Annotated in this window: 11 protein-coding genes; 6 read left to right on the top strand and 5 right to left on the bottom strand. The window is 63.5% G+C overall.

Annotated features, from left to right (window positions below; genetic code table 11):
- Nucleotides 1–165: 165 nt before the first annotated feature.
- Nucleotides 166–558 carry a DNA polymerase III subunit psi gene (locus tag ACW5W4_RS01990; RefSeq protein ID WP_456688222.1) on the top strand — a complete coding sequence of 131 codons (393 nt, stop codon included), beginning with the start codon at nt 166–168 and terminating at the stop codon, nt 556–558.
- Between the two features lie 94 nt (nt 559–652).
- Nucleotides 653–1102: a ribosomal protein S18-alanine N-acetyltransferase gene (rimI, locus tag ACW5W4_RS01985; protein WP_408793911.1), complete on the top strand. Its 450-nt coding sequence runs from the start codon at nt 653–655 to the stop codon at nt 1100–1102.
- A 315-nt stretch (nt 1103–1417) separates the two neighbouring features.
- On the opposite strand, the gene ACW5W4_RS01980 is transcribed toward rimI, so the two are convergent.
- Nucleotides 1418–1960, bottom strand: a complete 543-nt coding sequence (locus tag ACW5W4_RS01980) for a hypothetical protein (protein WP_456688349.1) — start codon at nt 1958–1960, stop codon at nt 1418–1420.
- A 183-nt stretch (nt 1961–2143) separates the two neighbouring features.
- On the opposite strand from ACW5W4_RS01980, the gene ACW5W4_RS01975 reads away from it, so the two are divergent.
- Complete coding sequence (locus tag ACW5W4_RS01975; protein ID WP_456688221.1) at nt 2144–3934, top strand: AMP-dependent synthetase/ligase; 1791 nt, start codon at nt 2144–2146, stop codon at nt 3932–3934.
- A 173-nt stretch (nt 3935–4107) separates the two neighbouring features.
- Here the strand turns inward: ACW5W4_RS01975 and ACW5W4_RS01970 are convergent, their stop codons facing one another.
- Nucleotides 4108–5286 carry an MFS transporter gene (locus ACW5W4_RS01970; RefSeq protein ID WP_456688220.1) on the bottom strand — a complete coding sequence of 393 codons (1179 nt, stop codon included), beginning with the start codon at nt 5284–5286 and terminating at the stop codon, nt 4108–4110.
- 176 nt (nt 5287–5462) lie between these two features.
- Here ACW5W4_RS01970 and ACW5W4_RS01965 point away from each other — a divergent pair, with 176 nt between their 5' ends.
- Nucleotides 5463–5909, top strand: coding sequence for a winged helix-turn-helix transcriptional regulator (locus tag ACW5W4_RS01965; protein WP_456688219.1), 447 nt, complete (start codon nt 5463–5465; stop codon nt 5907–5909).
- Between the two features lie 92 nt (nt 5910–6001).
- Here the strand turns inward: ACW5W4_RS01965 and ACW5W4_RS01960 are convergent, their stop codons facing one another.
- Both ACW5W4_RS01960 and ACW5W4_RS01955 read right to left on the bottom strand, forming a co-directional pair.
- The gene (locus ACW5W4_RS01960; protein WP_456688218.1) at nt 6002–7174 is read right to left on the bottom strand and encodes an MFS transporter; all 1173 of its coding nucleotides are present in this window, start codon (nt 7172–7174) and stop codon (nt 6002–6004) included.
- Nucleotides 7171–8364 (bottom strand): serine hydrolase domain-containing protein, encoded by a 1194-nt coding sequence (locus ACW5W4_RS01955; RefSeq protein ID WP_456688217.1) that lies wholly within the window; start codon nt 8362–8364, stop codon nt 7171–7173. Before ACW5W4_RS01955 ends, ACW5W4_RS01960 begins: the two co-directional genes overlap by 4 nt.
- Before the next feature lie 94 nt (nt 8365–8458).
- Between ACW5W4_RS01955 and ACW5W4_RS01950 the strand changes: the two genes are divergently transcribed.
- Both ACW5W4_RS01950 and ACW5W4_RS01945 read left to right on the top strand, forming a co-directional pair.
- Entirely contained in the window at nt 8459–9409 is a 951-nt protein-coding gene (locus ACW5W4_RS01950) for a LysR family transcriptional regulator (protein WP_456688216.1), read from the top strand.
- Between the two features lie 205 nt (nt 9410–9614).
- A protein-coding gene (locus tag ACW5W4_RS01945) for an IS3 family transposase (protein ID WP_456688215.1) occupies nt 9615–10969 on the top strand; the annotation gives its coding sequence in 2 pieces (ribosomal slippage) (nt 9615–10074 and nt 10074–10969; 1356 coding nt in all).
- A 64-nt stretch (nt 10970–11033) separates the two neighbouring features.
- Here ACW5W4_RS01945 and lpdA read toward each other — a convergent pair.
- A complete protein-coding gene (lpdA, locus tag ACW5W4_RS01940) occupies nt 11034–12461 on the bottom strand; it encodes a dihydrolipoyl dehydrogenase (RefSeq protein ID WP_456688214.1) in 1428 nt (475 codons plus the stop codon).
- Nucleotides 12462–12670: the final 209 nt, after the last annotated feature.

Below are 12670 nucleotides of genomic sequence, written 5' to 3'. Positions count from 1 at the left end.
GGGGTGGTTTGATGATGATGTTGGCTGTTTCTGGTCTGCTTGCCAAGCCATGCCCTCAGGCCGAGGTGGACACGACAGTATGGCGGAGGATGCAGAAAAAGGCGTTCGAGTGTACCCTGCACCCCAGACTTTTCCCCAACCCAGATCAAGAGCGAGTCATCCTCTATGCAAGATCCCGTTCGCCAGCGCATCCTGGCCCGCATCGGCATCCAGGGCTGGCAGCTCAGACGTCCGCAGCTGCTGGCGGGCAAGGAGAGCGAGGCGAGCCTCACCCAAGCGCCCCCAGCCGGCAAACTCTGGGTGCGGGCGCAGGCCCTGCCGGCCCCCACCCTGCTCGATGACGTCTGCCGGCTGCTCGGGATCGCGCCCCATGAGGTGAGCCTGCTGCCAGGCATACCGGAACAGGCGACGCCGCCGCTGCTCTGGCTCACCGAGCCGGATCCTGACTGGCCCCAGGCCCTGATCTGTTCCCTCAGCCCGGATGCGGCCGGCAAGCGGGCCCTGTGGCAACAGCTGCGCCAGCGGCTGCCTGCATACCAGGCGCCCGAGTCATTGTGATCGGCCCCGGGCCGCAATGCAGCCCGGCCATCTCATCTTTACCAAACTTTACATTTGGCTGGCGAGATCTCTGCCCGCCGTCACCGGAGTGACCATGCACCGCTTTCGTCCCCTGCTCGAGACCGACTTCGAGCTTGTCTATCCCATAGAGCAGGCCGCCCACAAGGAGCCCTGGAGTCAGGCCAACCTGCTCTCCTGCTTCGGGCCGCGCTACCTCAACGGCCTGATGCTGGTGGAGGATAGCCCTGCCGGTTTCTATATCTCGGATCTGGTGGCGGGGGACAGCTCCCTGATGAACATCTGCGTGCATCCTGACTTTCAGGGCAAGGGGCTGGGACGGGCGCTGCTCAAGGAATATCTGGCCCGCAGCAAGGCGAAGGGGGCCGAGGCCTGGTTCCTCGAGGTGCGTGCCGGCAACGCCGCCGCCATCGGCCTCTACGAGAGCGAGGGATTCGCCGAGTATTGTCGCCGGGCCGACTACTATGGCAGCGGCCCGGAGCGGGAAGATGCCGTGCTGATGTCGCGCCTGTTCGACTTCGGCTAACGGCTCGAACGACTCACGGCTGCGCGGCGCCAAACGCCGGACCTTCCAGGGCCAGCGCGTCAGCTGCGCACCACGGCCACGCGAGGCTCAAGGCTGCGCGGCGCCAAACGCCGGCTCTTCCAGCGCCAAGGTGGTATGCAGCACGGCCTCGAAGCCGGCGTCCGACCATGGGCCATGAAGCGGCTAGAAAGCCAAAGAAACTCAGGGCTGCGCGGCGCCAAACGCCGGATCTTCCAGCGCCAGGGTAGTACGCAGCACGGCCTCGAAGCCGGCGGCCGACCATGGGCCATGAAGCGGCTAGAAAGCCAGAGAAACTCAGGGCTGCGCGGCGCCAAACGTCGGATCCTTCAGCGCCAGAGTGGTACGCAGCACGGCCTCGAAGCCGGCGGCCGAGAGCGGCATGAAGAAGCCCCGTCGATAAGTCACCCCCGGCATCCAGATCTGCTGGATATCCACCACTATCTGCACCGGCTTGAGGGGGCCGCCCGCCTGCTGCAGATAGATGCCGGGAGGCGTCTTCACCTTGGGAAAGCGGCGCAGCACCCGCTCACTGCCATCCCCTGCACTCGGGTTGAGGCGCACCTTGGCCAGCCCCGCCAGGGTCGACGCCAGGGCAGGGTCCTGCCACAGCGCCTTGTCGAGCAGTTTGCAGCGCCGGCACTTGTCCGCCTCGATCACATAGAGCATGGCCATGCCGGACTCCCGGGCGAGCTGCTGGGCCCGCGCCTCCCCCTGCTCGCCCCTGAGCCAGGGGTTGCCACGGCGCTGGGCTTCCTGACTCCACCAGTACCAGCCCAGCCCTCCCGCCACCAGCAGCAGCACCAGCCCCCCTACCCACCATGTTGCCAGATGTTTCATCACGCAGCCTCCGCCAACCACCTCCCACTGTTATCGCCGATCTTGATTGATTTGGCAGCAAAATCCGCACTTTCTGATCTCGGACAAAACAGCGCACACTTGTAAGCCGTAATATTAGAGTTTACACTCCAGCCCATTTTTTACGCCCCTGCCGGGCGTGACGCTCTCATTGAGGATCTATTGATGTCGCAGCTTCATTTGGTTCATCTGCTTCGCGAACGCATCGCCCGCCTCGGCAATAAAGCCGCCCTGCGGGTGCAACAGGATGGCCAGTGGCGCGCCATCGGCTGGCGCACCCTGGGCCAGGCCATGGACTACTGCGCCCAGGCGCTGATCCGCGCCGGACACCAGCCCACCGAGATGGTCGGCATCTATGCCCGCAACATGCCGGAGTGGACCCAGGCCGATCTCGGCATCCTGGCCGCCCGCGGCGTCAGCGTGCCCATCTACCCCACCAGCACCCTGGATCAGCTGCGTTATATCGTCAAAGACGCCGGCATCAAGCTGCTGTTCGTCGGCGAGCAGCCCCAGTTCGATCAGGCGCTGCAACTCATCGAGAGTGGCGAGATAGGCCAGATAGTCACCCTGGATGGCAACGTCGATCTGCGCGGCTGCCCCCAGGCGAGCCACTTCCAGGCCTTCCTGGTCTCCGGCAATCACCTGGCCAGCGAGCTGGCACGGCAAGCGCGCGAGCAGCAGTACCGCATGGATGACCTGTTCACCCTGATCTACACCTCGGGTACCACGGGGGAGCCCAAGGGGGTCATGCTCGATTTTGCCAACATCGCCGCCTGCTTCGAGATGCATGATCGCCGCCTCGACGTGAGTGAACAGGATGTGTCGCTGTGCATGCTGCCGCTGAGCCATGTGTTCGAACGGGCCTGGAGCTACTACGTGCTCTACTGCGGCGCCGAGAACGTCTACATCCGGGATCCCCAGAAAGTGATGGAGGTGATCGGCGAGGTGAAACCGACCCTGATGTGCGCCGTGCCGCGCCTCTACGAGAAGGCCTATGCCCTGATCCAGGCCAAGGTGGCCCAGGCTCCGCGCCTGCGCCGTGCCCTGTTCGGCTGGGCCACCCGGGTCGGCAGGCAGGGGCTGGCCGCCCGCCAGGCGGGTGAGTCCCCCTCCCCCCTGCTGCGGCTGCGACTCGCCCTGGCCGATCGCCTGGTGTTTCGCAAGCTGCGCGAGCGCTTCGGCGGCCGCACCCGCTTCCTGCCGGTGGCGGGGGCTCGCCTCGCCGACGACGTCAACCTCTTCTTCCAGGCCATGGGATTCAATCTCAAGTACGGCTACGGCATGACCGAAACCACGGCCACCGTCTGCTGCTACGAAGACGCTCGGTTCAAGCTGGGCTCCATCGGCACGGCGCTCGATGGCATAGAGGTGAAGCTCGGCGAGGACAAGGAGCTGCTGGTGCGCTCACCGACCGTGATGCGTGGCTACTACAACAAGCCAGAGGCCACGGCCGAGGTGATGACAGCGGATGGCTTCCTGCGCACCGGGGATGCGGGCGAGCTGGACGACGAGGGCAACATCTACTTCACCGAGCGCCTCAAGGAGCTGATGAAGACCTCCAACGGCAAGTACGTGGCGCCCCAGCTGGTGGAGGGAGCCCTCGGCAAGGACCGTTTCATCGAGCAGGTCGCCATCATAGCGGACGCCCGCCACTTCGTGTCGGCACTCATCGTCCCCTGCTTCGAGTCCCTGGAGGAGTACGCCCGCTCCATCAATCTGCAATACCAGTGCAAGACCGAGCTGCTGCGCCACTCCAGGGTGGTGGAGTTCTTCGAGGCTCGCATCGCGGATCTGCAACAGGAGCTGGCCAAGTTCGAGCAGGTGAAGAAGTTCACCCTGCTGCCGAGCGCCTTCTCCATGGAGCTGGGGGAGATCACCCCCACCATGAAGCTGCGCCGCAAGATCATCGAATCCAAGTACCAGAACGAGATAGAGGCGATGTACAACCACGTCTGACCCCTCGCCGGGACAGGAGAGTGCCGGGGTCAAGCCCTTCGTACGCACTGCGCAAGGCTTGACGGCAAAGAGGCACTCCCCAGGCGGCGAATACCGACGCCCCCCCATGTGACCTAAGCGGCGGCCATACGGCAGCCGCGCCTTTTCGTCCCATTCTGCCCTCCCTTCACGCCTCAGGAATGCGTCGCCCCCGCCGTCATGCCACTTCGCGTCCCCCACCAGAAACACAGCGCCAGCAGGCTCACCGCCGCACCAAGCAGGCACACGCCCTGCCAGCCGGCATGGGCATAAGTGACGGTAGTACCAATCGCCCCGAGCCCGCTGCCCACCGCATAGAACAGCATGTAGAGGCCGACCAGCCGGCTATGGGCCTCGGGGTGGGCACGAAAAATCAGGCTCTGGTTGGTGACGTGCAGCGCCTGCCCGCCCAGATCAAGCAAGACGATACCGATCACCAGCGCCCAAAGCGACCACCCCATCAGGAACAAGGGCCACCAGGCCAGCAGCAGGAGTGCCAGCGCCGCCCCGCTGGTGCGCTGGCCGTGACCCCGATCGGCCCACCGCCCGGCACGGGCGGCGGCCAGGGCGCCCACCACGCCGGCCAACCCAAATGCACCGATGACGGTATGTGAGAAACCGTAGGGCGGCGCGCTCAACGGCAACACCAGCGCGCTCCAGAAGATGTTGAAGGCGCCGAACATCAACAAGGCCAGCATGCCGCGCACTTGCAGCACCTTTTCCTGTCGTAGCAGCGTCAGCATAGAGGCGATCAGCCTCGGGTAACTCATGGTGCTCGGCACCGGGGACAGGGGAGGCAGCCGCCGCCACAGTGGCAGCGCGATCACCAGCATCAGCAAGGCGGCGCTGACGTAAACGCCCCGCCAGCCCGTCAGGTCGCTGACGCCACCGGCGAAAACCCGCGCCAGCAGCAAGCCGATGAACACCCCGCCCTGCGCCGCACCCACGACGCGCCCTTGCTCATGAGGCGCGGCGGCGCTGGCGGCATAGGCGATCAGTCCCTGGGTCATCGCCGTGCCCAGCAGACCCACGGCGGCCATGCTGGCCAGCAGAAGAGGCGCGGACTGCGACACGCTCACCATCACCAGTGCCGCCATCAAGGCCAGCAGCTGCACCGCCATCAGGCGGCGGCGATCCACCAGATCCCCCAGGGGGACGAGCAGCAGCAAGGCCAGGGCGCAACCTGTCTGCGTGGCCGTGACCACGCCACCCACCGCCCCATGGCTGATGCCAACATCCCGTGCCAGCACGTCCAGCAAGGGTTGTGCGTAGTACACATTCGCCACACTCAGGCCGCTGGCGGCGGCAAACAGCAGCACCAGGCTGCGCGGCATATCCGAAGGCCGGACTGGGGCGAAGCCCGCCGATGTCGGCGCCGTCGAAACAGGGGATAGCGTCATGATCCATGCTCCATTCAACTAGTTTCAAAATAAAACCAGTTGAATGCTAGGACTTCCAGTTTTAAAATGCAACCAGATTGAACATCAATGGCCAGCCGCCAGGAGAAGTCATGCCACGCAGCACGCTCGTAAACGACGAACCTTGCCCCGTCGCGCGCTCCCTCGATGTTGTAGGGGATCGCTGGTCACTGCTCATAGTGCGCGATGCGTTCGACGGTATGCGCCGTTTCGGTGACTTCCAGCGCAGCCTTGGCATGGCCCGCAACATACTGTCCGACCGTCTGCGCAAGTTGGTGCAGGCCGGCATTCTCGAAACGACGGCAGCGTCGGACGGATCGGCCTATCAGGAATATGTGCTGACACCCCAGGGTGAAAGCCTGTTCCCCGTCATGGTGGCGCTGCGGCAGTGGGGCGAACAGCACCTGTTTGAACCGGGTGAGCACCACTCGGTGCTGATCGACAAGCACACGGGACAACCCGTCTCGACGATGGCGCCGACGGCGAAAGACGGTTCCGTGCTGACGCCGGCCACGACTGAGGTTCGGAAACTAACCTGACCTGATGCCCCCTCGCGGAGCAAACCAGCGAAACGATGACGTGCCGTGCCGGCGGCCAGGAAGCAGCATAGCCGCCGACATGCCATCACGTCTTACCCCAGCGCCGCAGGAAAACCATGGCGCCTGGCCACCCACACCACGATCAGTGTTGCCGCCAACAGCGCCAGCAGCGCGGGTGGGAACGCCGCAACGCCGAGGCGATCCAGCAGCACGCCGCCTATGATACCGCCACCCGCGATCGCCATGTTCCAGGCCGTGACCAGCATGGACTGCGCCATGTCGGCCGCGTCCCCGACCGTCTTGGCGATGGCGGTCTGGAACAGGGTTGCAGCACCGCCAAAAGCCAGCCCCCAGGCGGCGATCGCCGCATACACGACGGCCGGCGTACCATTTGCCATGCCAAGCGCCAGCGCGGCCAGGCCGAACAAGGCCGTGCTGGCGAGCGTCAGCAAACGCAGGTGGCGGTCGATCAGCACACCGATAATCCAGATCCCCAGCAGGGAGGTGACGCCGAATACCAGCAACGCCAATCCCGTCCGTTCGGCCATGCCCGCCGCCGTGAGAAAAGGCGCTATGTAGGTGTAGAGGATGTTGTGCGCCAGCACGAAGGTCAGTACCACAAAGAGCACCGAACGCACCCCGGCCAGGGTGAACACCTGGCCCGGCGACAACCGCTTGGCCGTCCCCTGTCCGGCAAAATCCGGCACCTTGAGGCGTACCCACACCATCAGGATCAGCGCCAGTGCGCTCATGATGCCAAAGCACGTCCGCCAACCCACCAGGTTGCCAAGGAAGGTGCCGGCCGGCACGCCGAGGGACAGCGCCAATGGCGTGCCCACCATCGCAATGGCAATGGCCCGCCCCTTCTGGTGCTCGGGCACCATGCGTGCGGCATAGCCTGCCAGCAGCGCCCACAACAACCCGGCCGACACCCCTGCCACACAGCGCGCCACCATGGTCAAGGCATAGCTCCCAGAGAGGGTGGTGACGGTATTGGCGACGAGGAAACCCGCGATGGCAGCCAACAGCAAGGGGCGGCTCCGCACCCCCTGGGTGGCGGCGGTCAGGGGAATCGCGGCGACGAGCGAACCGATGGCATAAATCGTGACGGTCTGACCTACCCAGGCCTCTGACACCGCCAGGCCCAGCGCCATTTGCGGCAAGAGCCCGGCCGGCAGCGCCTCGGTCAAGATGGTGATGAATGCCGCCATCGCCAACGCCAGCAGTGACGCCAGGGGCAGACGGTCGTTGGCCACGCCGCTCATCGTTCGGCCTCCATGGCGCCATAGACCGCATCGCGCAGCTCGTTGACGAAGCGACCGGACATGCCTTCGTACAGGGTGTTGGTGAAGGCCACCACGCTCAGGGCCTGTGCGGGATCCACGAACCAGGAGTGGCCGTAGGCGCCACCCCAGCGCCAGGTACCCGGCGATTCTGGTGATGCGGCAAGCCGCGGATCCCGCAGTACCGAGAAGCCCAGCCCGAAACCGAAGCCCGGCGCATTGGGCAGATCCAACCCAGCGGTCTGGTCCAGCGCCATTTCGGCGACCAGTTCGCAGGGAAAGAGCGTGCCACCGCCCTGACGCAGGGCCTCCAGCAACCGCAGAAAATCCCCGGCCGTGCCCGCCATGCCAGCGCCACCCGATGGGAAGGCCTGTGCATCCAGGATGCGCGCCGGGCTGTAGGCAATGCCGACGGCCCCCTCGACTGGCGAAACCACCTCACCCTCCGCCAGGGGGTGCGGTCGCGGCCCCTGGTTGACATAGGCGGTTGCCAGACGCCGAGGATCGCGGGCGACGAAGCCGGTATCGACCATGCTCAGCGGGCCCGTCACCCACTCGCGTACCACTTCGTCCAGCGGTGCGCCGTGGACGCGCGCGATCAGCGCCCCCAGCACGTCTGTCGCCAACGAATAGCCCCAGGCCGTGCCCGGCTCGTACAGCAAGGGGACGCTGGCGAGGCGGCGCAGGTTCTCGTCCAGGCTGATGCCGGAGGCGTCCATGCCGTCCGAAACGCCGGCCCGCGCATAAGGCCCCCTCGCGTCGGCCTCGAAGAAACGATAACCAAGACCGGCCGTGTGGCTGAGCAGCTGCCGCGTCGTGATGTGCGCCGGGCTGCCGTCGGCCAGCCGGGGTCGAAACTCGGGCAGCCAGCGCGCGATCTCCTCATCCAGATCGAGCCGGCCTTGTGCCACCAGCACCAGCGCCGCGGCGCAGACGATGGGCTTGCTCACCGACGCCAGCCGGAACACCGTCTCGACGGCCATCGGCCGCATGCTTGCCCGATCGGCCAGGCCGGCGGCCTGCGCGTGGATCAACTCGCCGTCGCGGGCGACCAGCACAACGGCACCGACCAGGCGCAGCTCATCCAGCGCCTGCTGGACAACGGCCTGGATACGGGGGGACAGAGGCACAGGCGACACGCCTTGGCGCAGGGACAATGGAAGGTTCGTCATGGCAAATACCTAGATTCAATGGACAGAGCCTCGACGATAGAGAGGATTGTATTGAAGAAAAAGTAGGCTTAAGTTCCATGCTATAAGGAATTAAATGTCCGCAATGAAGGGGGAGCACACCTTGGACAGTCTGAATGGTTTCGTGGTGTTCGTGCAGGTCGCCGAAACCCGCAGCTTCGTCGCCGCTGGCCGGCTGCTGGGCGTCTCGGCCTCCGCCGTCGGCAAGAGCGTGGCGCGACTGGAGGAGAAGCTGGGCGTGCGCTTGTTCCATCGCAGCACCCGCAGCGTCACCCTGACCGCCGAGGGCGCCCTGTTCCTGGAGCGCAGTCGTCGCATCCTGGCCGAGATCGAAGCGGCGGAGCAGGAGTTGTCGCAAGCGAGTGCGGCACCGCGCGGCCGTCTGCGAGTCAGCCTGCCGCTGGTCAGCTCGCTGGTGCTGCCGGTGCTCGGCGACTTCATGCACGCCTATCCCGAGATCGAACTGGATCTGGACTTCACCGACCGCATGGTGGATGTCATCGAGGAGGGCTTCGACGCCGTGGTGCGCACCGGCGAGCCGGCCGACTCCCGGCTGTCGGCACGCCGACTGGGCAGATTCCAGATGCATCTTGTCGCCTCGCCGGACTACCTGGCGCGCCGAGGCTGGCCACGCACCCCAGCCGATCTGTTGCAGCACAGCTGCCTGCACTATCGCTTCCCCACCAGCGGCAAGCTGGAGAGCTGGGCGCTGCGGCAAACACCTGGCGAGCCGGAGCTGCAGCTGCCGACCTCGATGATCTGCAACAACATAGAGACGCGCGTGTGCTTTGCACTACGAGGGCTGGGGATCGCCTACCTGCCGAATTTCGCAATCCGCGAGCCATTGGCCGACGGACGGGTGCTGCCTGTCCTGGCCGACCATGTGGAAGGCACAGGCGTTTTCCACCTGCTATGGCCGGCCAGCAAGCACCCCTCGCCCAAGGTGCGAGCACTGGTGGACTTCCTTTGCGCCAGGGTGTTCCCGACCACGAAGGGCAACACGGCCATCTCCGGGAGCCGCCAATAGCCTGGCCTCCTACCCGCCGCCGATACTCGCCCGCCTTTGACCCCGCAAATGGCCCCAGGCTCCCCCACAGTCACTCTCGCCTTTGCTCCTCGTCGCCGCGCCGGGGTCAAGCCCCGGGCTGGTGTCATCATCAAACAAAAAAGCCGCTCGATGTGAAGTGAACCCCGAAAGTTGGACACCCAACGAGTAGGGGTTCTTCGTTTCTATGGGAAAGCAAAAATACTCGACCGACTTCAAACGTCAGGTCGTTCTTCACTATCTCAACGGTCATGACGGTGCCAAGAAGACGGCCGCCCTGTTTGGGGTCGATCATGGCGCCGTTCGCCGCTGGACTGAGCACTGGAAAGCCAGTGGTGAAGCTGGCTTGACCATCACGACCAAGGCTTACTCTGCTGAGTTCAAAGAGGAGGTACTGCACTGGATGCAGGAAAATAATGCCTCTTCTCGCAAGGCGGCCGCAGCATTCAAGATCGCCGCGGCCTGCACCGTCAGTCGGTGGGCGCGGCTTTATCGTGAAGGCGGTATCATGGCCCTTCGTGACAAACGCAGAGAACGCGCCATGACTTCAGGGAAGACGCCACCCGGCAAACCGCTCACCGCCCCCTATCCCATCTTCAGCAGTGCCCAGGAAGAGCTCGAATACCTGCGGGCGGAGAACGCCTATCTAAAAAAGCTGCATGCCTTGGCTCGGGAAAAGCAGCAGAGAAAGCAAAAATAGTTTCCGAGCTAAGGCAGGACCATCAGCTGGCAACGCTGCTGCATCTCGCCGGGTTGCCACGCAGCACCTTCTACTGGCAGGTGAAATCGGGTATCCGCACAGTGACCTATGAGCATGAAGCGCAACGGGTCAAGGCGCTGTTTCATCACCACAAGGGACGCTATGGTTATCGGCGGATCACCCTGGCGCTGCGCAATGAGGGATGCCCTCTCAACCATAAAACCGTGCGTAAACTCATGCGAAAACAGGATCTTGCCTCTAACCTGCGCCGCAAGAAATATCGGTCGTACAAGGGGACGTACGGCCATATCGCCCCGAACCTCTTGCAGCGTGATTTTCACGCCGATGCCCCGAACCAGAAATGGGTCACCGATGTGACAGAGTTCAATCTCAAAGGGCAGAAGCTGTACCTGTCACCGGTGCTGGACCTCTATAACAGCGAGATCATCGCCTGGCAGATGGCAACGCACCAGGGAATGCTGTTGGTGGACAAGATGCTGGATGAGGCCCTGGCGAGATTACAGCCAGGAGATGCGCCGGTGCTGCACTCGGATCAAGGCTGGCAATATCAGATGGCGAGCTATCAGACGCGATTATCGTCAAGGGAGGTGAAGCAAAGCATGTCACGCAAAGGGAACTGCCTGGACAATGCGGTGGTAGAGAACTTCTTTGGGCTGCTGAAGAGCGAATGCTGGTTCAACGAAGAGTACGAAGATACAGAGCAGTTGAAACGTGCGGTGGATGAATACATCCACTACTACAACCACGAGCGGATCAAAGTAAAACTAAACGGCCTGAGCCCGGTACAGTACCGAACTCAGGCCATGTCATCCGCCAACTAATGTGTCCAATAAATGGGGTTCACTTCAGATGAGCGGCTTTTGCATGGGCGCAATGAGAAGAAACTTACTTCTTCTTCTTGGCCTTGGCGTTCGGCAGGTCGGTGATGGAGCCTTCGAACACTTCGGCGGCCAGGCCCACGGACTCGTGCAGAGTCGGGTGAGCGTGGATGGTCAGCGCCAGATCTTCGGCATCGGCACCCATCTCGATGGCCAGACCGATCTCGCCCAGCAGCTCACCGCCGTTGGTACCGACGATGGCACCACCGATGACCCGGTTGCTGTCCTTGTCGAAGATCAGCTTGGTCATGCCGTCGGAGCAATCAGAGGCGATGGCACGGCCGGAGGCAGCCCAGGGGAAGGTGGCGACTTCGAAGTTCAGGCCCTGTTGCTTGGCTTCCTTCTCGGTCAGACCGACCCAGGCCATCTCTGGCTCGGTATAGGCGATGGACGGGATCACTTTCGGGTCGAAGTAGTGCTTCTTGCCGGCGATGACTTCGGCCGCCACATGGCCTTCGTGCACACCCTTGTGGGCCAGCATCGGCTGACCGACGATGTCGCCGATGGCGTGGATGTGAGCCACGTTGGTGCGCAGCTGCTTGTCCACCTCGATGAAACCGCGCTCGTTGACGGCCACACCGGCTTTCTCGGCGTCCATCAGCTTGCCGTTCGGCACACGACCGACCGCGACCAGCACGTTGTCGTAGCGAACCGGCTCGGCCGGGGCGTGCTTGCCTTCGTAGGAGACGTACAGGCCGTCTTCACGGGCTTCAACTGCGGTGACCTTGGTCTCCAGCATGATGTTGAATTTCTTGGCCACGCGCTTGGTGTAGATCTTGACGATGTCTTTGTCCGCAGCCGGAACCAGCTGATCGGCAAATTCCACCACGTCGATCTCGGAACCCAGAGAGGAGTACACGGTACCCATTTCCAGGCCGATGATGCCGCCACCGATGACCAGCAGTTTGCCGGGAACGGTTTCCAGCTCCAGCGCATCGGTTGAATCCCATACGCGGGGGTCGTCGTGGGGGATGAAGGGCAGCTTCACCGGACGGGAACCGGCGGCGATGATGGCGTTGTCGAAGGTGACCGTGGTCTTGCCATCAGCGCCTTCCACTTCCAGGGTATTCGGGCCGGTGAACTTACCGAAGCCGTTCACGACCTGGACTTTACGCATCTTGGCCATGCCGGCCAGACCGCCGGTCAGCTGGTTGATGACCTTCTCTTTCCACAGACGCACCTTGTCGATGTCGGTCTGCGGGGCACCGAAGACGATGCCGTGCTCGGCCAGCGCCTTGGCTTCTTCGATCACTTTGGCAACGTGCAGCAGGGCCTTGGACGGAATGCAGCCCACGTTCAGGCAGACGCCACCCAGGGTGGAGTAACGTTCGACGATAATGGTATCCAGACCCAAGTCAGCCGCACGGAAAGCAGCGGAATAACCGGCAGGGCCAGCACCCAGTACTACGACCTGGGTTTTGATTTCTTTACTCATCATGACCTCTTTGTCGTTCTTATATCCCCGGACAGCACAGTCTTATGCCAGAGAAGGCGGCTGCAGCCGTGAAAAAAACGGGGCAAGTTTACAATCCTGTTAATGAAATGAGAAGCAAAAAGGGCGGGCTCTGGGCCCGCCCTCTCACTTACAGGACCAGTCGACGAATGTCGGACAACACAGCACCCAAGAGGGTGATGCAGCGAGCA

This window comes from Aeromonas crassostreae, assembly GCF_054052445.1.
This window is presented reverse-complemented; position numbering and strand designations above follow the sequence as displayed.